The 25,618-nt window shown below is 37.4% G+C and carries 25 protein-coding genes; 7 read left to right on the top strand and 18 right to left on the bottom strand.

Annotation, left to right across the window (positions count from 1 at the left end; translation table 11 throughout):
* Nucleotides 1–3 precede the first annotated feature (3 nt).
* Nucleotides 4–732: a transporter substrate-binding domain-containing protein gene (locus GM698_RS07800; RefSeq protein WP_176808893.1), complete on the bottom strand. Its 729-nt coding sequence runs from the start codon at nucleotides 730–732 to the stop codon at nucleotides 4–6.
* Nucleotides 733–752: 20 nt separating this feature from the next.
* Nucleotides 753–1,484 carry an arginine ABC transporter ATP-binding protein ArtP gene (gene artP, locus GM698_RS07795; RefSeq protein WP_176808894.1) on the bottom strand — a complete coding sequence of 244 codons (732 nt, stop codon included), beginning with the start codon at nucleotides 1,482–1,484 and terminating at the stop codon, nucleotides 753–755.
* Between the two features lie 137 nt (nucleotides 1,485–1,621).
* Here artP and GM698_RS07790 point away from each other — a divergent pair, with 137 nt between their 5' ends.
* Complete coding sequence (locus GM698_RS07790; protein WP_209289217.1) at nucleotides 1,622–3,340, top strand: protein-disulfide reductase DsbD; 1,719 nt, start codon at nucleotides 1,622–1,624, stop codon at nucleotides 3,338–3,340.
* Nucleotides 3,341–3,356: 16 nt separating this feature from the next.
* Nucleotides 3,357–3,926: an elongation factor P hydroxylase gene (locus GM698_RS07785; protein WP_176810290.1), complete on the top strand. Its 570-nt coding sequence runs from the start codon at nucleotides 3,357–3,359 to the stop codon at nucleotides 3,924–3,926.
* Between the two features lie 117 nt (nucleotides 3,927–4,043).
* On the opposite strand, the gene GM698_RS07780 is transcribed toward GM698_RS07785, so the two are convergent.
* The 4 genes from GM698_RS07780 to GM698_RS07765 all read right to left on the bottom strand — a co-directional run bounded on the left by GM698_RS07780 (nucleotide 4,044) and on the right by GM698_RS07765 (nucleotide 6,569).
* On the bottom strand, nucleotides 4,044–5,081 hold the full coding sequence (locus GM698_RS07780) for a branched-chain amino acid aminotransferase (protein ID WP_159631034.1): 1,038 nt from the start codon (nucleotides 5,079–5,081) through the stop codon (nucleotides 4,044–4,046).
* 142 nt (nucleotides 5,082–5,223) lie between these two features.
* Nucleotides 5,224–5,550, bottom strand: a complete 327-nt coding sequence (gene grxD, locus GM698_RS07775; protein WP_159631036.1) for a Grx4 family monothiol glutaredoxin — start codon at nucleotides 5,548–5,550, stop codon at nucleotides 5,224–5,226.
* Between the two features lie 77 nt (nucleotides 5,551–5,627).
* Nucleotides 5,628–6,233: a recombination mediator RecR gene (gene recR / locus GM698_RS07770; protein ID WP_159631038.1), complete on the bottom strand. Its 606-nt coding sequence runs from the start codon at nucleotides 6,231–6,233 to the stop codon at nucleotides 5,628–5,630.
* 6 nt (nucleotides 6,234–6,239) lie between these two features.
* The gene (locus GM698_RS07765; RefSeq protein WP_159631040.1) at nucleotides 6,240–6,569 is read right to left on the bottom strand and encodes a YbaB/EbfC family nucleoid-associated protein; all 330 of its coding nucleotides are present in this window, start codon (nucleotides 6,567–6,569) and stop codon (nucleotides 6,240–6,242) included.
* A gap of 135 nt (nucleotides 6,570–6,704) precedes the next feature.
* Here GM698_RS07765 and recF point away from each other — a divergent pair, with 135 nt between their 5' ends.
* Nucleotides 6,705–7,790 (top strand): DNA replication/repair protein RecF, encoded by a 1,086-nt coding sequence (gene recF / locus GM698_RS07760; RefSeq protein ID WP_209289216.1) that lies wholly within the window; start codon nucleotides 6,705–6,707, stop codon nucleotides 7,788–7,790.
* Nucleotides 7,791–8,186: 396 nt separating this feature from the next.
* Here the strand turns inward: recF and GM698_RS07755 are convergent, their stop codons facing one another.
* The 6 genes from GM698_RS07755 to pyk all read right to left on the bottom strand — a co-directional run bounded on the left by GM698_RS07755 (nucleotide 8,187) and on the right by pyk (nucleotide 14,394).
* Nucleotides 8,187–8,636, bottom strand: coding sequence for a colicin-like pore-forming protein (locus tag GM698_RS07755; protein WP_209289795.1), 450 nt, complete (start codon nucleotides 8,634–8,636; stop codon nucleotides 8,187–8,189).
* A 12-nt stretch (nucleotides 8,637–8,648) separates the two neighbouring features.
* On the bottom strand, nucleotides 8,649–9,443 hold the full coding sequence (locus GM698_RS07750) for a hypothetical protein (protein ID WP_209289215.1): 795 nt from the start codon (nucleotides 9,441–9,443) through the stop codon (nucleotides 8,649–8,651).
* A gap of 110 nt (nucleotides 9,444–9,553) precedes the next feature.
* The gene (tyrA, locus tag GM698_RS07745) at nucleotides 9,554–10,675 is read right to left on the bottom strand and encodes a bifunctional chorismate mutase/prephenate dehydrogenase (protein WP_209289214.1); all 1,122 of its coding nucleotides are present in this window, start codon (nucleotides 10,673–10,675) and stop codon (nucleotides 9,554–9,556) included.
* Nucleotides 10,676–10,726: 51 nt separating this feature from the next.
* Entirely contained in the window at nucleotides 10,727–11,791 is a 1,065-nt protein-coding gene (locus tag GM698_RS07740; RefSeq protein WP_209289213.1) for a 3-deoxy-7-phosphoheptulonate synthase, read from the bottom strand.
* A gap of 37 nt (nucleotides 11,792–11,828) precedes the next feature.
* The gene (locus GM698_RS07735) at nucleotides 11,829–12,866 is read right to left on the bottom strand and encodes a glycosyltransferase family 9 protein (protein ID WP_209289212.1); all 1,038 of its coding nucleotides are present in this window, start codon (nucleotides 12,864–12,866) and stop codon (nucleotides 11,829–11,831) included.
* 88 nt (nucleotides 12,867–12,954) lie between these two features.
* Complete coding sequence (pyk, locus tag GM698_RS07730) at nucleotides 12,955–14,394, bottom strand: pyruvate kinase (RefSeq protein WP_176808902.1); 1,440 nt, start codon at nucleotides 14,392–14,394, stop codon at nucleotides 12,955–12,957.
* Nucleotides 14,395–14,518: 124 nt separating this feature from the next.
* On the opposite strand from pyk, the gene sixA reads away from it, so the two are divergent.
* From sixA to fis, 3 genes are all read left to right on the top strand, one after another.
* Nucleotides 14,519–15,007 (top strand): phosphohistidine phosphatase SixA, encoded by a 489-nt coding sequence (gene sixA / locus GM698_RS07725; RefSeq protein ID WP_176810301.1) that lies wholly within the window; start codon nucleotides 14,519–14,521, stop codon nucleotides 15,005–15,007.
* 216 nt (nucleotides 15,008–15,223) lie between these two features.
* Entirely contained in the window at nucleotides 15,224–16,186 is a 963-nt protein-coding gene (gene dusB, locus GM698_RS07720) for a tRNA dihydrouridine synthase DusB (RefSeq protein ID WP_176808904.1), read from the top strand.
* Between the two features lie 28 nt (nucleotides 16,187–16,214).
* Nucleotides 16,215–16,511, top strand: coding sequence for a DNA-binding transcriptional regulator Fis (fis, locus tag GM698_RS07715; RefSeq protein ID WP_159631056.1), 297 nt, complete (start codon nucleotides 16,215–16,217; stop codon nucleotides 16,509–16,511).
* 115 nt (nucleotides 16,512–16,626) lie between these two features.
* On the opposite strand, the gene GM698_RS07710 is transcribed toward fis, so the two are convergent.
* The 4 genes from GM698_RS07710 to gloA all read right to left on the bottom strand — a co-directional run bounded on the left by GM698_RS07710 (nucleotide 16,627) and on the right by gloA (nucleotide 22,569).
* A complete protein-coding gene (locus tag GM698_RS07710) occupies nucleotides 16,627–19,425 on the bottom strand; it encodes a lactoferrin/transferrin family TonB-dependent receptor (RefSeq protein WP_176808905.1) in 2,799 nt (932 codons plus the stop codon).
* An 85-nt stretch (nucleotides 19,426–19,510) separates the two neighbouring features.
* Nucleotides 19,511–21,280: a transferrin-binding protein-like solute binding protein gene (locus GM698_RS07705; protein ID WP_209289211.1), complete on the bottom strand. Its 1,770-nt coding sequence runs from the start codon at nucleotides 21,278–21,280 to the stop codon at nucleotides 19,511–19,513.
* Nucleotides 21,281–21,414: 134 nt separating this feature from the next.
* Entirely contained in the window at nucleotides 21,415–22,080 is a 666-nt protein-coding gene (rnt, locus tag GM698_RS07700; RefSeq protein ID WP_006252190.1) for a ribonuclease T, read from the bottom strand.
* Nucleotides 22,081–22,161: 81 nt separating this feature from the next.
* Nucleotides 22,162–22,569 carry a lactoylglutathione lyase gene (gloA, locus tag GM698_RS07695; RefSeq protein WP_245189257.1) on the bottom strand — a complete coding sequence of 136 codons (408 nt, stop codon included), beginning with the start codon at nucleotides 22,567–22,569 and terminating at the stop codon, nucleotides 22,162–22,164.
* Between the two features lie 91 nt (nucleotides 22,570–22,660).
* Between gloA and GM698_RS07690 the strand changes: the two genes are divergently transcribed.
* Nucleotides 22,661–23,479: a hypothetical protein gene (locus GM698_RS07690; RefSeq protein ID WP_209289210.1), complete on the top strand. Its 819-nt coding sequence runs from the start codon at nucleotides 22,661–22,663 to the stop codon at nucleotides 23,477–23,479.
* A 71-nt stretch (nucleotides 23,480–23,550) separates the two neighbouring features.
* On the opposite strand, the gene folK is transcribed toward GM698_RS07690, so the two are convergent.
* Together folK and pcnB are read right to left on the bottom strand one after the other, a co-directional pair.
* Entirely contained in the window at nucleotides 23,551–24,039 is a 489-nt protein-coding gene (folK, locus tag GM698_RS07685) for a 2-amino-4-hydroxy-6-hydroxymethyldihydropteridine diphosphokinase (RefSeq protein WP_176808909.1), read from the bottom strand.
* 48 nt (nucleotides 24,040–24,087) lie between these two features.
* Nucleotides 24,088–25,533, bottom strand: coding sequence for a polynucleotide adenylyltransferase PcnB (gene pcnB / locus GM698_RS07680; RefSeq protein ID WP_371739888.1), 1,446 nt, complete (start codon nucleotides 25,531–25,533; stop codon nucleotides 24,088–24,090).
* Nucleotides 25,534–25,618: the final 85 nt, after the last annotated feature.

Below are 25,618 nucleotides of genomic sequence, written 5' to 3'. Positions count from 1 at the left end.
AGATTATTTTGTCATCCATTTATCGTAGATTTTCTGGTATTTGCCATTCTCTTTAATCAATTTAATACCTTTGTTTAAGCTTGCAACCAACTCAGTTTTCGATTTATTTACTGCAATACCTAAACCATTATTGAAATATTTTTTATCAGTCACTTTCTCGCCCACAAAACCTAACTCAGTATTTTTATCGAACATTTCTCTTACCACATCCGTGTCACCGAAAATAATATCAATACGTCCGTTTTTTAGATCTAAGATTGCATCTTGTAAGCTTGCATAAGATGATGCCACATATTGCTTCGCTTCATTTGCAATATACTGTTGGTAGGTTGTACCGTTTTGTACACCTACTTTTTTTGCAGTGTCAAGAGTAACGCCTTTATCTTTTACTGCAATAAAGCTTGCTGAACTTTCATAATATGGATGAGAGAATAACACCTGTTTTGCTCGTGCTTCGGTAATATCAATTGCAGAAATTGCCGCGTCAAAACCACCACGCCCTTTCATTAAACTTGGGATTAACGAGTCAAAAGATTGGCTTTTGAAATGGCAAGTTGCGTTAAGCTCCTGACAAATTGCATTTGCAATATCCACATCAAATCCAATAATTTCACCTTTCTCATTGGTTAATTCAAAAGGGGGATAGCTAGGCTCCATTGCAAAAGTGATCTCTTGCTGAGCATTCGCGATTGCAGAAGTAGAAATTAACATTGCTAAAAGTAATTTTTTCATATTGTTTTCCTTATTTTTAATCAGGAGTGTGAAAGATAATTTGCAAATTCAGCCGTTTTCGGCTGCTCAAAACAGCTTGCATCGCCTTGTTCAATAATAGAGCCATTTTCCATATAGACTACTTTAGTTGCTACTTTTCGAGCAACACTCACCTCATGAGTCACAATCACTTGGGTAATGCCCGTTTGCTGTAGTTCCTTAATAATATCTACCACCTGGGCAGTAATTTCAGGATCAAGAGCTGCAGTTGGCTCATCAAAAAGTAACACCTGTGGTTGCATCATTAATGCTCTAGCAATGGCTACACGTTGTTGCTGACCACCTGAAAGATGTAGAGGAAAACGCTCGGCAAACTCACTTAAACGTAAACGGGCTAAATGTATTTTAGCACGAGCAATTGCGTCTTCTTTGCTTAATCCAAGTACTTTCATCGGTGCTTCAATTAAGTTTTGCATTACGGTTAGATGCGGCCATAAGTGATATTGCTGGAACACCATTCCCACTTCACGGCGTAATAAACTTACTGCTTTGCTATTGGTTTTGGTGCTTAAATCAAATTTATGATTTGCAATCGCTAAAGTGCCAGACTGTGGCATCTCCATTAAATTTAATGTACGAATTAAGGTACTTTTACCTGCTCCACTCGGACCAAGTAAGACGACTATATCGCCTTTTTCAATGTCTAAATTAATGTCAAACAAAGCTTGATTTGAGCCATAAAAGAAATTGACATTTTGAATGCGAATTGCCATTAGTTAAAACCCTACTACATTATTTTAAAATATTGAATGAATACTAATTATTATTGCATTATTATGCAATTTTCTTTAGAATTTTGCAATTCTTGCATTATAATTTGCCACAATATTTTTTTAATGACTATCTGAATATGATTAAAACACTTTTTACTCTATTTTTAAGCCTTTTAATGTTAGGCCCATCTCACGCTAATCTTTTTGCTTCCAAAAATAAGTTTTTAAAATCAGAAGAAGCTTTTATTTTTTCGTTAGAAAATAAAAATAACCACTTACTCTTAAATTGGGATATTGCTGAAGATTATTATCTTTATAAAAAAGAAATTAAGATAACACCCCAAAATATTGATGTTGGCGATATCAAATTCCCTGCATCTGAGAAACATCGTGATGAATTTTTTGGGGAAGTTGAAATCTATCGCAATCAGTTACAATTAACGGTGCCGTTTAAAAAAATTAGAGATAATGCCTCAATAGAATTGGTCTATCAAGGCTGCACTAAAGGTTTTTGCTACCCACCTGAAAAGCTCGAACTGAAGTTTGATAGCATTCTCACAGCAGAAGATACAGGGGAAATGATAGAACAAGCGGTCGAAAATAGCGGAAATTTTGCAAAATCAGAGCAGGTTGAGCTTGCCGATAACCTATCTAACAATCGCTTTTCGATTTTTTGGTTTTTTGTTCTTGGAATAGGATTAGCGTTCACACCTTGTGTGTTGCCGATGTTGCCATTACTCTCTGCAATTGTTATCGGAAATAAAGAAAGGCTGTCTACCTTCAAAGCGTTATTGCTTAGCATTACCTATGTACAGGGAATGGCTCTTACTTACACTTTATTAGGGTTAATTGTTGCTGCAATTGGCTTACCATTCCAAGTGGCATTACAAAGTCCATTCGTACTCATCGTCTTATCTATTGTCTTTACGCTACTCGCTTGTTCAATGTTTGGTTTATATGAAATCAAACTTCCTAACAGTTGGCAACAAAAGCTTAATACGATAAGTCAAAAACAAAAAGGGGGAGCATTCGGTAGTGTATTTTTTATGGGAATGGTTGCAGGTTTAGTCGCTTCACCTTGTACCTCAGCACCGCTTTCAGGAGCATTGCTTTATGTTGCCCAAAGTGGCGACTTGTTTACAGGCGGATTAGCCCTTTACTTATTGGCACTGGGAATGGGGCTTCCGCTTATCATCATCACCCTCTTTGGTAATAAAGTGTTACCAAAATCTGGCGAATGGCTTTTAAAGGTTAAAACAGCATTTGGTTTTGTAATGTTGGCATTACCTGTATTTTTATTAAGCCGTGTATTTAGTGACTACGAACCGTTTTTATGGTCTGCCTTAGCTATCGCATTTTTGATTTGGTTAATCGAGTCAATTTCGTCTCATTCGATTACAAAAAGAATAATAAAAGTTTTACTGTTAATTAGCTTATGTTTTGTTGCGAAGCCTTGGACGGATTTAGTTTGGGGAACGCATATTGAAAGTCCGCACGCTCAACATTTAAAATTTGAGAAAATTCACTCACTTGCAAATTTAGAAGAAAAATTGACCGCTTCCAAAGGAAAAAAAGTGATGTTAGATCTCTACGCAGATTGGTGTGTTGCCTGCAAAGAATTTGAAAAATACACTTTCACCGATGATAAAGTGCAACATAAACTGAATGAAATGGTGGTTTTACAAATCGATCTCACTAAAAATTCAACGGAAAATACCGCATTGATGAAGTATTTTAATGTATTAGGTTTGCCAACAATTTTATTCTTTGATGAAAATGGCAAAGAATTAACACAATCTCGGGTGACTGGTTTTTTATCAGCAGATAAGTTTTTAGATTGGTTGAAGAAACTTTAAAAGAATAAGCAATAAAATGAAACAAGAAAATCATAAAATTGAAGATATTATTCGCATTTTTGATGACTGCTTTGCTATAGAATATAATACACGCTTGGCACGTGGCGGTGATTACCCAATCTATCTGCCTGCATTCTTAAACGAAGGAGGCATAAAAAGCGAACGTTCTTACAACGTTATTTTTTTCGCTCACGGCTACTATAGCAGTGCTTTACATGAAATTGCTCACTGGCTAGTAGCAGGCGAAGAACGCCGTAAATTAGAAGATTTTGGTTATTGGTATGAACCAGATGGGCGTTCTGCCGAAAGACAAAGAGAATTTGAACGTGCTGAAGTAAAACCACAAGCAATTGAATGGGTGCTTGCCACTGCAGCAGGCTTTCGTTATTTTGCAAGTGCCGATAATCTTTCGGGTAACCCTGGCGACAATTCAGCCTTCAAGCTAGCGGTTTATGATCAAGTGAAGGTGTATGCTGAACGTGGATATTTGCCTAAAAGAGCCGAAACCTTGCGTAAGGCTTTATGTCGCTTTTATGGCACTTCAGATATGATTAATTTAAATCAATTTGATATTGACCGAATTTAATCACATTTCTACTCAAATTGCTTTATGGAATAAATAAAAATCGGTTTTTGTAATAAACCTAAAAAATCAAGCGGTAAAAAAATGATATTTTTTTACCGCTTATCGTTTAATTTAAAACTATTCTACTTTAACAATCCAGCCTTCTGGTGCTTCCACATCACCAAATTGGATGCCCGTTAATTCTGCATATAAACGGCGGGTAATGGGCCCAACTTCGGTTTCAGAATGAAATACATAGAATTGACCTTTATGCTGAATACCACCAACTGGAGTAATCACCGCTGCCGTACCACAGGCACCTGCTTCAATAAATTGATCAAGTTGATCAATATATACATCCCCTTCTTCTACCTCCATACCTAAACGCTCTTTTGCAATATAGAGCAATGAATACTTAGTAATACTTGGTAAAATAGATTCAGAAATAGGCGTGACGAATTTATTATCTTGAGTAATTCCAAAGAAATTTGCCGCACCGACTTCTTCAATTTTGGTATGGGTTTTCGGATCTAAGTAAATTGCATCCGCAAACTTACGACTTGCAGAACTTTCCTCTACCGCCAACTCGTGTGGCAATAAACTTGCCGCGTAGTTACCGCCTACTTTTACTCCCCCTGTTCCCATAGGTGCTGCACGGTCATATTCGGTTGTAATAAAATTAGAAGGTGCTAAACCACCTTTAAAATAAGCACCCACTGGGCAACAAAATACAGAGAAAATAAATTCAGGCGCTGCTCTTACACCAATGTTTTCACCCACACCAATTAAGAAGGGGCGTAAGTAAAGCGTTGCCCCAGAGCCGTAGGGGCCTAACCAATCTTGGTTTGCTTTTACAACTTCTTTACAAGCACGAATAAATAATTCTGTGGGTACACGTGGCATTAATAGGCGATCGGCTGTACGTTGCATACGCTCTGCATTTTGATCTGGGCGAAATAGATTGATAGAACCATCTTTACAGCGATAGGCTTTTAACCCCTCAAAACATTGTTGCCCATAATGTAATGCCGTTGAGCCTTCGTGAATATGTAATGTGTTATCTTGTGTTAATTCGCCCTCATTCCATTTACCTTCTTTCCAATGTGCAATGAAACGATAATCTGTTTTTATATAAGAAAAGCCTAAATTTGCCCAATCTAAATCTTTTAATGCCATATTGTGTCCTTTATTTTTATGTTGCTAAATAATCTTAGCATTCTAAAACAAAATAGCAGTTGAAGTAAGAATTTTCATAAATTAAAAGAAAAATTAAGGCTCTTAATCAACTTAAGAGCCCTAATTTTTAAACTTTAACGAATTATTCAGCGTGCTTTTGAGCGACTTCTTTTAGCAATGCTTGAAGTTCGCCTTTTTGATACATTTCTAGCACGATATCACAACCGCCAATTAACTCACCCTCTACCCATAATTGTGGGAAAGTTGGCCAATTTGCAAATTTTGGTAATTCCGCACGAATATCTGGATTAGTTAAAATATCCACATAACCAAAAGGCACTTGGCAGTTAATTACCGCTTCTACCGCACGCGCAGAAAAACCGCAAGATGGGAATTTTGGTGAACCTTTCATATAAAGTAGAATAGGATTTTCGCTAATTTGTTGTTTGATTTTATCAATAGTTTCCATTTTTAGCCTCAATAAAATATAGAATATGTAAAATAGTTGAGTGATTATATCAAGATTAAGCCCATACCGAAACAGATTTAAAAGGTAATATCACGCCGCCCGACAAAAGAGTGAGAAAGCGTTGTACCATCTACCATTTCTAGCGAGCCTCCCACTGGCACACCGTGTGCAATTCGAGTTGCTTTTACATTATATATTTTGCATATTTCAGCGATATAATTTGCTGTCGCATCACCTTCAATGGTTGGGTTTGTAGCTAAAATCACCTCATAAAAAGATTCCTGTTCCAAACGCTGTTGCAATAAATCTAGCCCAATTTCACGAGGGCCAATACCATCAATGGGTGATAAATGTCCCATTAGCACAAAATAACGCCCCGAAAATTGCCCTGTTTGCTCAATTGCTTGAATATCTTCTGGCATTTCTACCACACAGAGCTGCCCACTCATTTGGCGTCTAGAATTTTTACAAATCGTGCACTCTTCTTCTTCCGTAAAAGTACGGCAAGATTGACAATGCCCAATATGGCTCATCGCCTCACTTAATGCTTTTGCTAATGCCACACCGCCCAAACGGTTACGCTGCAAAAGATGGTACGCCATTCTCTGTGCCGATTTTGGACCAACGCCAGGCAAAGCACGCAAGGCTTCCATTAAGTTTTCAAGTAAAGGACTTGTTTGCATACTCAATTAAAATGGGAATTTCATACCAGGCGGTAATTGCATACCAGACGTTACGCTTGCCATTTTGTCTTTTTGCATTTCTTCTGCACGGCGAACGGCATCATTAAATGCAGCGGCCACTAAGTCTTCTACCATCTCTTTATCATCTTCCATTAATGATGGGTCGATCTCAATTCGGCGACAATTATGTGCACCGTTAATAGTGACTTTCACTAAACCTGCTCCAGACTCGCCTGTTACCTCTAATTGTGCGATCTCTTCTTGCATTTTTTGCATACGCTCTTGCATTTGCTGAGCCTGTTTCATTAGGTTACCTAAACCACCTTTTCCGAACATAATTTTCCCTCTAAATTTAGCGATAAAATGAGCGGTTCATTTTACTGAACGCATTTCTAATCTGCAAGCGGTTAATTTTTACAAAAACTTTGCAAATTGATAGAATAGCACCTCTTTTTTACTTTTGACTCTGCTATGGCACTTACCCGTTTACTCATCAATGATTTCCGCAATATCCAACATACTGATTTGGCATTTAGCCCACATTTTAACTTTTTAGTTGGGGCTAACGGCAGCGGTAAAACCAGTTTGCTGGAATCCATTTTCTATTTAGGGCACGGGCGTTCATTTAAAAGCCATATCAGCAATCGTATTATTCACTACGATAAAGACAATTTCGTACTACACGGCAAAATTGACGAGGCTCAACACAGTTGGTCGGTTGGCATTCAGAAATCTCGAAGCGGCGACACTACCCTTAAAATCAATGGCGAAGATGGCAATAAAATTGCCGATCTTGCTCACTTATTACCAATGCAAGTAATCACCCCAGAAGGCTTAACATTGTTAAACGGAGGCCCGAGCTATCGCCGAGCTTTTTTAGATTGGGGCTTATTCCATCAACACAATGATTTCTACACCCATTGGACGAACCTACGCCGCTTGCTCAAACAACGAAATTCCGCTTTACAACAAGTTCGCACTTATCAAGAATTAAAAGCGTGGGATATTGAATTAGTCAAAACCACCTATGCAGTAAGCCAAATGCGAGCGGAATATGCCGAAGCTCTCCGCCCTGAAATTGAGAAAACCTGTCAATTTTTCTTGCCGGAATTAGAAATCGGCTTAAGTTTTCATCAAGGTTGGGAAAAGGGAGCGGATTATGCTGAAATTCTGGCACAAGGCTTTGAGCGAGATAAAGCGATTGGTTATACAATGATTGGGGCACAAAAAGCCGATTTCCGCTTTAAAGCAAGTGGATTACCAGTGGAAGATATGCTTTCTCGTGGTCAGTTAAAATTATTGATGTGTGCCTTACGCCTTGCTCAAGGGGAACATTTAGTTGCCCAAAAGCAACGCCAATGCCTGTTTTTAATTGACGATTTCGCCTCCGAACTCGACCCCACCAAGCGTGAACTTTTAGCTCATCGTTTAAGAGAAAGTGGCTCACAAGTATTCGTTACCGCCATTACTCAAGATCAGCTCAATCAAATGCAATGGCAAGATAGGGCTGATGATTGTTTGTTTGAGGTAGAAAATGGTATAATTAAATACTATTAAATATTAATTTAGTTAGTCAATCCAAAGAAAAAATGAATAAAAAATATTACTTTAAACACTTTTTTTTAAGTTTAACTATAGGATTTATAATTTCTTATAAAATATTTTCATCTCCATTAACTAGCTATAAACAATATTTATTTCTATTGTGGATAATTAGTTGTGTATTTTTATATCCTATTGCACATTATACTCTCGAAACTAGCTATTCTTATTTCATTCATTCAAGAATAGAAAGAAACAAATTTATAGATAACCCAGCTTTCTTTAGAATGAAGGAATATTTTTGTTTCTTTGTGAGTTTTTTGTTTTCTATCCCAATTAGTTTTTGTTTGATTATTTATAAATATTTAAAAAAAGAAAGAAAGCTATAACAAGCTTTCTTCCTTTTCTAGCCTAGAAGAATAATGCTTTATGTACTTTTTCTACTAATTCATCACTTATCAAAGCACTTACTACTACCATTAATACTCCATAACCTATAATACCTATTGGAGTTCTAGTTAAGATTACTAAAGCAAGGCTTACAACATAAGTTGCAGATTTGTCTAATACTTGCTTTTCTACTTCAAAATAAAATGGCTTCCAATTCCCTTTTTCATACCCTTCTTTCAAAGCTGTTGTTAGAGCTACTCCTGAAAATGTTTTACCCACATATTTGAAAGCCTTATTAAACTTATACAAATCATTACTAATTGATTTCATATCTAAGGATTGTAAAGCTTTAGATATTGCCTGACGATCCCTAGAATTAAATTTCTTATTAATATCTCCTTTATATTTATCAAATGCTTTTAAGGCTTCATTGACATTCCGAATTTTCTTTCCTTTAGCTACTGCTGCAATTTTTTTAGCCTCCTAACTAGCTAGGTTTCCATATTTTTCAGTAATATGTTCAAAAAAAGCATTAGAGTACTCTAAAATAGTTTTAAGCTTTTTGTCTTGTAAATCTTGTTTTAAACCTTTTAAAAGCTCACTTGCCTCTTTCCTTACATCAATTAAACTACGTAAACTCGCTTCTATTTTCTGTTTCTCCAGTAAAATTTTAGTTTGGGGTATCTCCACTTTTTCTTTCCATAATTTGATATATTCCTCTGTCATTTTAGGACTACGAAAATAAGCAATATTAGATTCATAAGCAGCAGAAATGAGCCCAGGATTACTATCTCTAAATTTTTTAAAATTAGATAATCTAACTATGTTATTATTCAATAATTCATCAAATTTCTTATCCGCATCATTCTCTAAGGAAATTAAATTCTTCTCAGAATTTTCTAAAATTTTTAAGGCATTTTCCAGTGTATTTATATAAACTTCTATTTCTTGTCCTTTTTCAAAATCCAATGCATATTTATTAAACCACTCCCTAGCTTCTAAAAGCAGCTTTTGCACTTCCGACTTAGAAAGCTGAGCCTTATATTTAACAATAGAGCCATTTAAATCTCGAATTTTAATAGAAAATTCCGCTAAATTGATCAATCCAACTCTTCCTATCTTTAAGTCTACAGGCTTTAAAACAACATGTGCAGGAACCTCTAAAGAAATCCCAAAAGATGGCCCAGGATAATAAGGCTTCCCGCCTATTGTAATTGGGCTAGGTTTATAATCTGGTTTAACGATAATTGGATCAAGTACAATTGAATTATTTGACATATATAATCTCCTTATAGCCAAAGAAAACAAACTGAGTTAATAAAACGTTAGATTTGATAAAGTTATTTCGGTTGATTATCACAAAATTGATTAAAATTATTACGTTAGGACTAACGTCTCGAATCATTCGCCTGTTGGAGCAATACTCTACTCTCTTTTAAGAACTGCTCCGAATAATCACCAAACCAATGGTGAACCTCTTCAAAGGCTTTTATAAAACCAGCTTTATCATTACGTTTAAAGAAATCCAAACCTTGTTCAAAGCTCTCTTTGAGTGATTCAATAATGTCTATATTTTCTGGTTTATCGGCAATAATATCTGCGTATAGGCTACCGTCTTGAGCAAATAAACGCCCGATCATCGCTAATTCTAATCGGTAAATGGGGGAAGATAACGCCAATAATTGTGACAACTGTATAGGCTGACGAGAAAGGTGTAGCCCGAATACAAAAGTTGAAAAGTGGCGTAACGCTTGAATATAGGTCATTGCGTGGTCGTGTTCTTTCGCCTCAATCTGTTCGATTTTCGCCCCCCAAATTTTCATTTGTTCAATCAGCCATTCATAACGCTCAGGGAAACGCCCATTACAGCAAGCAATCACCTGTTTTGCCTGACTCGCAATATCTGGTCCGAACATTGGGTGTAAGCCAACTACCGCTCCATTATGCACTTCCAGCATTTTTTGTAGTGGCTGATATTTAACAGAAGTTAAATCTGCCAAAATCATATTTTCAGTTAAGTATGGCTGCAAACGCTCTATTGTTTCTAGGGTATTGGCAATTGGCACACACACAATAACCACATCTGCATTTGCTAATATTTGCTTCGCATTCGCCCAATCATCACGCCCTAATGCCTCAACATTATAGCCAGATAGGGTTAAATAATTACCGAATAATCCACCTAATTTCCCGTTACCGCCTACGATGACAATTTTTTGAATTGCCGTATTTACTCTTTTGAAGCCGTGCTTGTTTTCATTGGCGTAAGATTCACGCATTACACGACGTAGCACATCTTCAATCAGATCAGCTGGAATGCCTTGTTTTTCCGCCTCTCCTCGGCGGGCGGAAATCATTGCGGTTTCTCGCTCTGGTGCATAAACAGGAATACCGTGCTCTGCTTTCACTTTTCCGACTTCTGCCACAAGAGATAAACGCTGGGCAAGTAATTTAATGAGCTGTTGATCAACCTGATCAATTTGTTCACGTAATGGAGCTAATGGGTTCATATTTTTATCAACCATAAAACAAGCGGTTATTTTCTCATTATTTTTTGCAAATTACCGATGGCGTAATTTTCCTGCAAAATGGGTTAAAAGATTTTCTGTCGTTTGCCAATCAATGCAAGCATCGGTAATTGAAACACCATACGCCATCTCATCAAATGGTAATTCTGATGACTGATTACCCGCATTTAAGTGGCTCTCAATCATCAAGCCAATAATTGAAGTATTGCCTGCTAATAATTGCTCCAACACATTTTCTGCGACAACTGGTTGGCGACGGTAATCTTTATTGGAGTTACCGTGGCTGCAATCAATCATAATCGCAACAGGTAAGTTTGCTTGTTTGAGCACCCATTCGCAGTCATCAACATATTGCTTTTCATAGTTCGGCGTTTTGCCACCACGTAAAATAATATGTCCGTCTTCATTCCCTTTCGTTTTCAGTAAAGTCACCTGCCCTTTTTGATTAATGCCGATAAAACTATGACCTTGAGCAGAAGATTGCATCGCATTAAGTGCAACGGCTAAGCCACCATCTGTACCATTTTTAAAACCAACCGCCATTGATAAACCCGAGGCTAATTCACGGTGCGTTTGCGATTCTGTGGTTCTTGCCCCAATTGCAGACCAACTAAATAAATCAGCAAGATATTGTGGCGTCATCGGATCTAAAGCTTCAGTCGCAAGAGGCAAGCCCATTTCAGCTAAATCTAAACAAAGTTTGCGTCCAACACGCAGACCCGTTTCTACATCAAAAGAGCCATCCATTTTCGGATCATTAATTAACCCTTTCCAACCGACTGTAGTACGAGGTTTCTCAAAATACACCCGCATTACAATGTAAAGCTTATCACTCACCTGGTCTGAAAGTGCTTTTAGTTTTTTACCATATTCAATAGCAGCAATCGGATCGTGAATAGAGCAAGGACCAATAACAATCAACTGGCGTTTATCACGTCGGTGAATAATGTCAGAAATGACTTTACGTGAACGTTCAATTTGCTCGCGTAAATGTTCTGGCAATGGAAATTCCTGCTTTAGCTCTTGTGGGGTTAATAATACTTTTTCATCTTTTATATTAACGTTATGTACGCTATCTTGGTTAAATACAGTGTTCATTTTTATTTCCTAATGTAAATTTTTTAGTACACTCACTTTACAACTTTATTTTTAAGGTTTCAACTATTTTTTGCTTTACTGCATCAACGCTGATTTTTTCCATCCAATTTTTGCCTTTAGCTTTGGTTGCCCACGCCAATTCTTGCCAAGGTTTGCCATAAGATTGCAAAATTGCTTCATCATATACAGAAACCACTTTATTTAAATCTTGGTAAGGCCCCGTCCGATTTGGGTTATGAATTGCATACAGCCCAACAACTGGAGTATGTTGAGTTGTCGCAATATGGGCTGGTGCTGAATCAGAGGAAATGACTAAATCTACTTGCCGAATCACGCCAGCTAATTGTTTTAACGTAGTTTTGCCTGCAATATTGCAACTTTTCGGAGCAAGTTGGTGTATTTTGTGTGCGGTTTCCATTTCATAGCGAGAAGGCGATCCTGCAATCAGCACATTGATATTTTTCTCAATCAAGCAATTAGAAAGTTCTGCGTATCTTTCTGGTAGCCAATCTTTCTCTTTCTTACTTGAACAAGGAGCAATTAGCACATTTTTTTTCGTGAAATCAATGAATTTTTTTCCATAAGCTAAATCTTCATCGCTCACAAACAGATCCCATTTTGCAGATAAATCCGTCACGCCAATCGCTTTAGCAAACATCATCTGCCCATCAAGAACGTGAGGAGAGCTGGTCATTTCAACCTTTTGATTGGTAAATAACCATTGCATTTCTCTTGCTCTATCCTTATTAAAACCTATTTTTTTATCTGCTTTAATGCCGAGTGAAAGTATTGAAGCCCGAAATGCCGTTTGCAAATTTAGTAGAAAATCAAACCGCTTGTGGGAAAGCCGCCTCCATATTGTAAACAATTCTTTCCAGCCTGACTTTTTATCAAAGGAAATTAACTGTACATTAGGAATGTTTTTCATTAGTGCTGCTTCTGTTTTTCCGATGATCCAAGTAATTTCAGCAGAGGGATAGTGCCGCTGGATAGCTTGCACAACGGCTAAAGTATGACACACATCACCAATGGCTGAGAGGCGTAAAATACAAATTGAAAGGGGTCTATTTAGCATAGTAATTCAAATAGTTAGGCGTTCATAAAACGATATTAAGATATAAAAAAGCCACATAAGTAATGTGGCTTTTGTTTTAGCGTTTATATCATTCCACTCTTAAAATACGGCAAGTATTTGTGCCACCTGCTTTTAATTCATCACCGTGTGTTAGAAGTACTAATTCACCCGTTAATAAATAACCTTGCTCTTTTAATTGAGCAATCGCTCTTTTAGCGCCTTCCATTGTACGGCTTTCTTCATTGTAAAGTACTGGCGTAACACCACGATAAAGCGCACAAAGATTCAATGCTTTTGGGTTACGAGAAAGAGCATATATTGGTAAACCAGAGCTAATACGGCTCATTAATTTTGCTGTTTCACCTGATTGTGTTAATGAAACAATTGCTGATACGCCTTCTAAGTGATTTGCCGTGTACATTGCAGACATTGCAACGGCTTCATCAATAGACTTAAATCTATCTTCCATACGATGACGTGAAATATTGATGCTTGGCATTGTTTCTGCACCTAAACACACTTCCACCATTGATCTTACTGTTTCAACTGGATAATCACCATTTGCCGTTTCCCCTGAAAGCATTACGGCATCAGTACCATCTAATACTGCATTTGCAACATCCATTACCTCAGCACGAGTTGGCATTGGTTTTTTAATCATTGATTCCATCATTTGCGTTGCGGTAATCACTACACGGTTTAACTTACGAGCACGGCGGATTAAACGCTTTTGTACACCCACTAACGCTGCGTCGCCAATTTCAACCCCTAAATCACCACGTGCAACCATAACAACATCAGCCCCTAAAATGATGTCGTCCATAGCCTCTTCTGTCGCAACCGTTTCTGCACGTTCTACTTTAGCCACAATTTTTGCCTCTAAACCCGCTTCTTTGGCTAATTGACGCGCATATTCTAAATCAGCACTTGATTGTGGGAATGAAACCGCTAAGTAATCCACTCCAATTTTTGCTGCTAATTTAATGTCTTCTTTATCTTTTTCTGTTAATGCAGGTGCAGATAAACCACCACCTAATTTATTAATCCCTTTGTTGTTTGATAAAGGGCCACCAACGGTCACTTCAGTATGAACACGCATACCTTCAACTTCTAATACTTTAAGTTGCACATTACCATCATCTAATAACAAAATATCGCCTGGTACTACATCGTTTGGTAGATTTTTATAATCTAAGCCAACCGCAGATTGATGACCTTCGCCACGCGGTAAATCTGCATCTAAAGTAAATCTGTCGCCAATACTTAAGAAAATTTTGCCATCTTTGAATGTCGAAACACGAATTTTAGGTCCTTGAAGATCGCCTAAAATAGCAACTTGACGACCTAATTTTGAAGCAATTTCACGTACTTTGTTTGCACGTTCGATATGATCTTCAGGAATACCGTGAGAGAAGTTCATACGAACCATATTCGCACCAGCAGCAATAATTTTTTCTAATGTATTACCACGGTCGGTTGCAGGCCCCATTGTACAAACGATCTTGGTTCTTCTGAGTTTTCTAGACATTATTTGACTCCATAATAAATTTAAAATATAAGCTAAAATCTTTCTAAGCACTTGATTATGCGTTAAACGAGGGTCATTATACGCCTAAATTACAAGAGTTTAAATACAAGTTAAGGAGAATGTTATGAATATTTGGATTATGCGACACGGAGAAGCAAGTTTTAATGCCCCGAGTGATCCCGCTCGCTGTTTAACCGAAAATGGCATAAAAAATGTTATCTTACAAGGCAAGTGGCTAGGTGAATATTTAACCAATAAGCAAATACAACTTGATAAAATTCTGGTTAGTCCTTACCTTCGTGCCAGACAAACCCTTGAAAATATTATAACAGGTATGCAAGCGGTCAATTTTTCTCAAAACGTTGCAAATCTTATTGAAGAATGGGAAGAAATTACGCCTGATGGTAATCCCTATATTATTGAAGATTACCTTCGTTTTTTAAGAGAAGAAGGAGCAAAAAATATTCTACTCATTTCACATTTGCCTCTAGTATTTGATTTAAGCCAGCTTTTAACAAACAATCAAAGCAATGTGCAATTTCCAACCTCAACCATCGCTGAAATTAATTGGATAGGAAATGTGGGTAAAGTTGTCTATATAAAGCACGTTTAATCCTATTTTTATATTGTCAATAAAAATATTTTCGCTATTTTTGCACATTGTCTAATTTATAGACTTCCAAAATGATTAAAAAATGCGTATCATACGCCCCCTAAATCAGTGAAACTGATAATAAGCATCAATTAAAAAGTACGGTATTTGCCGTACTTTTTATTTGGGTATCTTTCTGGTTAAAATTACTTCAAATTTGTTAATAAAAGGTTAAAAATGCAAATAGGACAATATGAAATCAAAAACCGTATTTTCCTTGCACCGATGGCTGGTATTACCGACCAGCCTTTTCGCCGATTATGTAGCCAACTTGGTGCAGGTTTGACGTTTTCAGAAATGATGTCCACAAATCCTGATGTATGGCACACCGAGAAATCAAGATTGCGTTTAGCACATCACGATGAAATCGGTATAAATGCTGTACAAATTTCAGGTTCAGACCCAACAGAGATGGCACAAGCTGCAAAAATTAATGTTGAGTATGGGGCAGATATTATTGATATTAATATGGGCTGCCCTGCGAAAAAGGTAAATAAGAAAATGGCAGGCTCAGCCTTGTTGCGTGAACCTGAATTAGTCGCTCAAATATTAAATGCTGTTGTAAATGCCGTTGATGTGCCTGTTACCTTAAAAATTAGAACAGGTTGGGATCCTGAAAATAGAAATTGTCTGACAATAGCCAAAATTGCAGAACAAGCTGGAATTAAGGCACTGACTATTCATGGGCGTACTCGCAGCTGTTTATTTAACGGTGAAGCGGAATATGAAAGTATCAAAGCGGTAAAACAAACCGTGTCGATTCCGATTATTGCAAATGGCGATATACGCTCCGCAGAAAAAGCAAAGTCTGTTTTAGATTACACCAATGTTGATGCGGTGATGATCGGACGAGGTAGCTTTGGTAATCCTTGGCTATTTAAGGAGATCAACGATTTTTTTGAAACTGGGCAATATTCCACATTACCTGAAAAAGAAAAATATCAACTAATGTTTAAGCATATTGAAGACTTGCACCAATTTTATGGTGAAGAAAAAGGCTATCGAATTGCCCGTAAACACGTTGGTTGGTATGTGGAACAATTACAACCAGAGTCAAATTTTAAACGCACTTTTAATACGTTAAACTCTACCAAAGAGCAACTTAACGCATTAGAAGATTTTGTTAAATTGATTCTTTAGAATCTTAATAATAAAGTTGGATAAAAAAATGTTAGAACAACAACCTACACAAAACCCATTAACAGTAACAATGTTAAATTCACAAGCACAACAGGTTAACAAACCTCTGCGTGATAACGTGAAAGCAGCATTAAAAAACTATCTATCTCAATTAAATGGTGAAGATCCAACAGAATTATACGAATTAGTATTATCTGAAATCGAACACCCAATGTTAGATATGGTGATGCAATATACTCGCGGCAATCAAACTCGTGCAGCAACAATGCTAGGCATTAACCGCGGTACATTACGTAAAAAATTAAAAAAATACGGTATGGGTTAATCTAAAACTCATAAAAAAATGCACCTTAAACAGTCTTGATAAACTGATTAAGGTGCAATTTTTAAGTAAAGAAAAACGCTAAATATTATCTATTTAGCGTTTTTTCTTTTTAGTTTTAGAACTTCATTTCAAATGCAAGGCTGAAATTACGTCCTGGTGCTGCGAAACGAGTGTAGTTATTACCCGTATCTTGGTTTATTGCAGTACTAGATGATTGGCGGACTGATTCCCAAGTACTGTATTTACGATTCATCAGGTTATAAATACCCGCTCGTAGGGTATAGTTTTTATAATTAACATAACCGGTTAAATCGTGTGTATACCAAGAACCAGTCACTTTTCCACCTAAATCAACACGATGGATACCATAGTGACGGGTACCTTTAATTTCATCAGCATTTTTTGCTTTAGAATACGTGGTTGTCAAATTAATTCCCCATTTTTGTTCAGGGTGATCATAACCAACACCTAATACATATTTACCTGGTTGAATAGCCTCTAAAGTTGGGTCATTTACAGCGTGTAATGTCGGATCATTAAGGCTACGTTTTTTCACTTTAACTTTATTGTAAGCTAAGTGTGCATTAAAGCCATCAGGAATAAAAGACATTAAGCCGTGAAGATCCCATTTTGAGACAACATTAATACCATTTAATGTTACATCTTGCACATTATGATAATTATCAATACAGGTTACCGTACTGTCATCTTTTTTACAGGCTTCGGCGATCATCCCCTTATACTGATTATGGAAGTAACTAAGATCGATATAACCAAAATTGCCTTTAAAGCTAATGCCAAATTCGTGGTTAATAGATTTTTCTACGTTTAAACGACGATTACGATGCTCTCTTTGAAGAGACTCATCATTCGTGTTACCGATATGTTTACGCTTTCCATACAGTTCATAGAATGCTGGTACTCTAAACCCATTCGAGATACGGTAAGAGAACGAGACAAAATCTGTTGGTTTGAGCGTTATACCGCTATTCCAAGACCAATTACGATACGTTTTACTAACTGTCCAAGGATCTGAAGATTTAAAACGATGTTCATCAAATCGTACTCCAAGCCCTAAATCAACATATTGACTACTCATTAAATCACGTAAGCCAATAAAGCGATTATGCCCTTTAATAGTACGAGTTTCACAGTTAAGAATACCACCACGACTGTTGTTACAAAGCGATTTTGTCACAATGCTGCGAGGCTTACGCACATAAACATCTGGGTTATCCAAACGTCCTTGTCCACTTTCGTGAATATAACCCGCTTCCGTATATTGAGCGTGCCAATCACCGCGTTCAAGATCAGAGCTGAATTTATCCAAACCAATATTGAAATTAAATTTATGTTGCTGTTTAAACCAATCTCGACCAGCGGTAACGGCTTTACTTAAATCTAGCTGGATGGTCTGATGTTTTTCACGATAAGTATTTTTCTCAGTTTCATACATAGACCAAGGCTTGTCTAAACTTGGGCGGCAATGCTTGCTCACAACTGGATAGTCGCTACAATGCAAACGGTGCATCTTACTATGTAAAGCAATATCTTGTTTGTCCCAACTTAGTGTTGCCTTGTCTAACCAAGTCGGCTTCTCTACTTGATATTCATACTTTAATCCAACACGACGTTTATAGTGACGCTCATCGAAAAATTTAGCTCTACTATATCGAGTACCGTAAGGAATAGTCTTATCGAAAACCAATCCATTTAATAAAATATCACCTTCGTACACTTGACTTAATTTATAGAGATTATCCGTACTCGGATTAATGTCATTTTTAGTATAGTAAGCTGGCGTTTGCATATCACGAATATCATAACGTTGAGCTGTATTTTCAAATACTGTGCCTAAGTAGTGATATGGCGTAAAACGATAGCCAAATTTAAGAAATACGGAATTGCTTTTGTAGTCCATAGGATTCGGTGCAATTCTATCTTTACCTGTATATTCATTCGCAGAAAGCGTCTCTTTTCTATAGGGTATTTGAGCCAATTGTTGTTTTTCAGCTGCTGACAATTCAGGTGATTCCCTAGATGTAAAGTTATCATTATTGATCTTCACATCCGCTCTTGGTGTACAACTTGCTGGTGTCGAGCAATTATCTTTAATAATAAAGAAACGACCGCCTGGTTGCTCCAATTGACTACCAGGACTAAGATTATAGCGATTTTCATAGCCAGTTAAACGAGCAATTTGATGTTGGATATTATAAGCTTCACTATGAATTTTTGTTTCCTTAGCGTGACGATGTGTGGCAATCACTAAGGCATCAAATCCACCAGACTGACCAGCCATCGCAATTGATTGCATCAATTCACTATTTTTGCCTACATAGGCAGTTTTGGTATCCAATCCCCAATTTTGACCCTCTTTAATAATATCTTGAGAATCTTTAGAACGAAAACCAATTGCACCACCTAACGCCCCTGATCCATATTCAGCAGAACTTGCCCCTTTGCTCAACTCAATCGAACGAATATTTTCATATTCAATTTCGTTGATTGCTCCGCCATTCGCCTGAGAACCTGAAGTATTATAGTGTTGTGCTTGTGGCAAACCGTCCACCAACATTGCCACTCTATTTTTATCTACACCACGAATAGCATAACCACTACTTGCCCCTCTCCCCTGTTCTACCACAGAAATACCAGGATCGTAACGTGTTAAATCCCGAATCCTCAAAATTTGATTTTTGCTCATTTCATCATAATTTTTAACGACTTTACCCAAGCCTGTTACTTCATTTTGTCTCTCATGAGCGTAGCGGCTCTCAGTCACAACAACTTCATCGAGAACTGCAGAATGATCGTTTGTCATTTGATGTTCATTAGCAAATAATTGAGAGTGTGAGACGGAAAAAATGACTGCTATAGCAATCGGCGAATAATGGAAAGTATGTTCTTTCATTGTTTTATTTATCCTTTAGATTTTACATTTTTTTGGCGAAAATTACCCGCTTGTTAGAGCGGGTAAGTCTTGGCTTATTCTCTACCTAGCGTTTTCCACCGAAAGTGATACTCACTTTATCTTTATTAGTTTCTGCACTATGCACAATGCCGCCTAATTCAGCAGCTTGCGGACCATAAAAACCACCTTCAAATTTGGCATTAAGATGAACAACTGTACCACCAGCTGTACTCTTATTATCAATATTAAAGCCTTTTTCACCCGTTTTTGCTGTACCGCTAAAACCATTGCCTTCAATCTTTCCATCTAATGTCAGCATCGGATTTGTCTCTAAACCATCATTCGCAATCAATTTACCTTCAATCTTCTTATCGGCAAAATTCACATCAAATATAGAACGAGTGCCATGAGCTTTATCACTTGGCGAATCACCACCTACACCCCCATTCTTACTACGAATAATTCCATCCCAAGTACCAGTATAACGATAAATACGAGCCTCTTTTGGTAAATCAGCAACTGCCGTACGTTCACCCACTAAGTATTGATGCCCGTCTTTATTATCTTGGCTGTCTTGTTCAAATGTGCCGAATTTAACATAGTCTAAATTATTACAACAGACTGAAATTTTGTAATCTTTACCATTTATATTTTTTGTTAATACTTGATAAAAATCCATATCAGCAAAACGTGTTTTTTCTTCTGGCAATAAAGCAATTTGAACACCATCAATAACTAAATGAGTTGCCAGACCAAAAGTATCCATATCTGATTTAGCCAAATCTTTCAAACTCACTTGCACTGAATCAAATTTCTTTTCGACCTTGTCTTCACCTTTTTCATCACGCTTACCCGCAAATACAACGAAAATTGATTTGTCATCTGCCAAAAATTTTCCCGCAAGTTCCTGAGCTTTATCGCCATAAAAACCGCCTTCTACTGTATTACTATCTTTACCAAAGTAAGGATCGTCTGTTTTTAAAGCCTTTGCCTTACCATTAAAGCGGTTTCCGTGGATATTCGCTTCTATCTTATAATGATCAGTAATTTCCTGCTTGTCCTTTTCCCTTGGATTTACATAGCCATTTTTAGTTAAAGTACCTTTAAGCGTTTTATCGCTAAAATTAACCTCAAACTTACTACTATGCCCTATAGGATTGCCTTCCACCTCTGTATTTGCTTGGTTGTTTTCTGGCGTAGCCCCAACATTCGTACCAGCATCACCTCCTTCAAAATACTTACTTTTATTTTTTGCAGATGCATTAGTAGTAAAATCCCAAGTTCCTTCATAAGTTGCTATTTGGGTTGGGAAAGCTTTAGATGGTTGAGTGCCTAAATAATAAACATACCCTGTAGGGCCTGTTTTTAGAAGACGAGGTTCTCCTCGTTTACTTCTCTCGGTTGCAGCACCTAAATGAAGGAAATAACCCGAACGAACAAATTTCATCTCTCGCTTATGATGTAATTTTTTTCCATCGTGAGTATGAATAATCAGGTCTTCATCATCACCAAGCTTTTTCACTTCTTCAAAAAGTTTTTTTACTTCTTTCTCAATATCTAACGACTCACCTACAATAGGCGTGATCGCCTCAATCGCTCCATTTTCCTCTCCTGTGCCACCGAAGAAATTACGACGTGGAATTTTAGTTTGAAATCCTAAGGATGGTTGAGCTGAGCTTTCAGTCGAAGATATCGTTCTACGTTCTGATTTAGGTTGGGCTGTTGAGTCTTTAGAAGAGCTAGAATGAGATGGGCTTGCCTTAACTGAATTGGTATCAAAACTACCACCGTTTGAAGTACAAGCCGAAAGTAGTACAGCATTCAATAAAATAACGCTATTTTTTATTTTAAACACAATTTTCTCCTTAATTAAAAATGATTACCATTTTATTTATATAGAAGAACTGTGTAAATAGCTAGATTATATTTTTTTAGAGAGCCATCTTTTAAATAATAAAAATTGAAAAATAACGCCCATCTTCCTCTACACTAAATGTGTGGAAAGCCGCCCAAATCTTTTAGTTTATTCACCATAGCACAAAATAGCTCTGTGGTCTTTTCGGTATCGTATAATGCTGAATGCGCTTGGTGTCCGTCAAAGTTAATTTGGGCAGCTTGGCAGGCTTTAACTAACACGGTTTGCCCATACATAAAACCAGCAAGTGTTGCGGTATCAAACATTGCAAAAGGGTGGAATGGATCACGTTTAGCGTTAATCCGCTTGATTGCTGCTTGTAAAAAACTCTGATCGAATGTGGCATTATGAGCCACAATAATCGCACGCTGGCAACCTTGTTCTTTCATCGCCCTACGCACCATTTTAAACATTTCAGGGATCGCAATATTCTCTGCCACCGCACCACGCAGGGGGTTATCAATATCAATGCCGTTAAATTTAAGAGATTCGGGGTTGATATTTGCCCCTTCAAACGGTTTGATATGAAAATGGCATTTTTGATCTTCAACTAAATAGCCGTTTTCATCCATTTTCACGGTAATTGCCGCCAACTCTAATAACGCATCGGTTTGAGCATTTAGCCCTGCCGTTTCAACATCAATCACAACAGGCAAATAGCCACGAAAGCGATTTTTTAATAGATTATAATCGGTTGGTGGTGTAGTCGATTGAGGGATAGATTCAGTTATATTTTCCATTTTATTTCAACTTAAAAATACAAGCGGTCTGATTTGCAAAATTTTTTACAAATCCGACCGCTTGTGACTATGTGAAAGGAATTAGTTTCCTAATGCGGCTTGTGCGTTTTTATTTTCAATAAATTCGATTTTGTAACCATCGGGATCTTCAGCAAATGCAATCACGGTTGTGCCGCCTAATACAGGGCCTGGCTCACGCGTAATATTACCGCCTGCGGCACGCACATCTTTAATCGTTTGATAAATATCATCAACGCCTAATGCGATATGACCATAAGCTGTGCCTAGTTCGTAGCTTTCCACACCCCAGTTGTAAGTCAGCTCAATGACCGCACTTTCGCTTTCATCAGCATAACCTAAGAAAGCTAAAGAGTACTTGTATTGCTCGTTCTCACTTCTGCGTAATAAACGCATACCTAATACTTCGGTATAGAACTTAATTGAACGTTCTAAATCTCCAACACGTAACATTGTGTGTAAAATTCGCATATTTTCTTTCCCCCTTGAAGTTAAAAAGTCTTGCGTATTATGGCATAATTTGGGTTCGAAATCATTTTTCTTTATATTTTTGGGATTCCTTATGGCTCACGATAACTATACGCCGTCAAAACTTGAAATTGCCACACACGCCGCCTTGCCAATGGTGTTAATGTTATTTATTGAAATGGTACTTAATTTTTACGCAGCCCCACGCAATACAATTTTTATCTCTCCTTATTTATTGGCGTTTTTTGTGACTTCTTTAATTGCCCTCCTAGTGTTATGGAAAGGGGAAATTTGTCGTGGGCAAACCAGCCGCCTCACTTTTATTTTGCCTTTTTTACTGATTTTGGCTGTGGGGAATTTTATTTATTCGATTGGCTTTACCCCCAAATACAACCCAATGGCAATTGCAAGCTTTGCTGCCATTTTATCTTGCCTAATCTATTTCCGCTTGCCCGAAGATGAAAATTTGTATAACACACTGATCTATTGTGGCTTTGGTATTGTTACGATTGGTATCATTCAATATTTAGCCATTTATTGGTTTGAGCTACGCTCACTATTTAATGGCATTCGTGCTAATAACTTCGCTCAAGTATTGCTCGGTATTTTATTAGCGGGTTGGTATTTAATGTTGGCAAAAAGCCGTTTAGAGGTTTTCTTGAAATTATTAGTCAAAGCCGCCTTGATTGCGTTGATACTCAACTACTGCTGGTCAGCATTCGTGCTATATCAATATCTACAAGTAATGCCTGAAATGTCGTTACTGCCATTTAGTCTCTATTTTGTCGCACAATTTGTTATTTTATCTATGTTGGCGTGGCTATTACTGGGAAAAAATATCAAAAATCCGACCGCTTGGACTATCTCAACCTTCCTTTCGATCTTATACCCTTTCACGAATGTGGTCATCTAACAAATCGTACAATTACCGTAATATTGCGGTAATTGCTTTTTTATTCAAATTCAGCTCGCTTCGTAACTCTTTTAATTATCTAGTGATTCGTTGAATCTAACCATTTGATGATCGTTAAATTGCTGATAAATATCGGCTAACTTTTCCCCTGTAGGTAATACCAATTCAGGATTTAAATCAAACATAGGTACAATCACAAATTCACGATTTTTCATTTCAATATGCGGCACAGTTAAACGCTCGGTTTGAATTTGCTGATTGCCGTACAAAATAATATCTAAATCTAAAGTCCGCTCACCCCAACGGCGTAAACGCACCCTACCTTGTTCATTTTCGATACTTTGTAGTTTGTCTAATAGTGCTATTGGCGACAAGTCTGTTTCAAATTTCACCACTGCATTTACATAATTGGGTTGATCTTGCGGTCCAATCGGTTTGGAGCCGTAAAAAGGGCTGCTTTCCAAACGAATGGCAAATTTTTTCAATTTTCCGACCGCTTGTTTGATTTGTTCCAGCGGATCATCTAGGTTTGAGCCTAAGGCAATATAAACGGTTTCCATGATTTCCCTTTGTAAAAATGGGCAGTCAGATTGGTCTGCCCTACGAAATTATTCTGCCTTTGCCGATTTTGGCTTTTTCTTAAAGGTTCTACGGCGGCGTTTTTTCTTCTGTTCAAGCTGAGCCTGTGGTAAATGACGAAAAGATTTTAATAACTCGCCACGTTGTACATCATTACTAAATTGGTACTCGTGCCACCACGCAGAGAGTTCAACCAAATCGCCGCCCTCAATTTCTGCACGCATAACCAATAAATCAAACCCTGCACGAAACTTAATATGTTCTAATGTTTGCTGTGGACGATTGCCTGCACGCTTCGTCATCTGGAATTGCAACGCCCAAATATCGCGAATGACTGAAGTATGACGGCGATGTAAAGCGATAGCCTTACAACTCTCTGCCAAAATATCATTTGCTGCAAGTAGCATCGCATCGTGATTGTTGAAGCCACCTTCATTTTTAAGCTGTTCTATTTTTTCACACAATGGATACCAAAGCAGTGCCGCAAATAAAAAAGCAGGATTGACAGGCAATTTATCAGCAATACGTTCATCCGTCGAATTTAACGCTTTAATAATCATACGCTCAGCATTAGAGTCGTTTTTTGGGGTGAAAAATGGCGTTAAAACGGGGAATAAAAATTGCCACAAATTATACTCACGCAAGAGCTGATAAGTTTTTAGCCCTACGCCTGTTTGCAATAGCTTTAACGACTCATCAAATAAACGAGCCGCTGGAATATTCGTTAGCAGTACCGCCATATCACGAATTGGATCCTGCGTTGGTTTATCCAAAAACATATCTAGCTTCGCCATAAAACGAATTGCTCTGAGTAGCCGTACAGGATCTTCTTGATAGCGAATAGCAGGCTCACCAATCAAGCATAATTTACCCGCTCGTAAATCTTCAATACCGCTAAAAAAATCAAAAATTAAATTACGTTTAGTGTCGTAATATAAAGCATTAACCGTAAAATCTCGTCGTTCGGCATCATCTCTTAACGTGCCATAGACGTTATCACGAAGTAACATTCCCTCATCGCTGACTTTTGAAATTTTATCATTACGGTGAGATTCGTGCCCTGCTCGGAAAGTTGCCACCTCAAAAATTTCACGCCCATACATAATATGTGCTAAACGAAAACGACGACCAATTAATCGGCATTGTCTGCCAAAAATACGTTGAATTTCTTCTGGACGAGCATTCGTTGCAATATCAAAATCTTTTGGTTTTTTCTCAAACAGAAGATCTCGAATACAGCCGCCTACGATGTAGGCTTCAAAGCCAGCAATATGCAATTTATCGACAATAGAAAGTGCATTTTTAGGAAATCCCTTCGGGCTAATGCCGTATTGTGAAGCATTCACCACAAATTTTTTATGCACTATATGTGATGGTGCATTATGATGCCCTTTCTCTCTGTTTGACTGACTTTTTGATTCTGTAAATTTAGGCGTAGCACGCTTTGAGCGATGATGGCTTTGCTCGCTCACCACTTGCTTCTCTCTTGCCTGGTTTTCATTTTCCGTATTTCGTTTTTTCGGTTTGGAAAACAATGACTTAATATAATTAAAAATAATA

The sequence above is a fragment of the Mannheimia sp. ZY171111 genome (genome assembly GCF_017750945.1).
GTDB lineage: Bacteria > Pseudomonadota > Gammaproteobacteria > Enterobacterales > Pasteurellaceae > Mannheimia > Mannheimia pernigra.
This window is presented reverse-complemented; position numbering and strand designations above follow the sequence as displayed.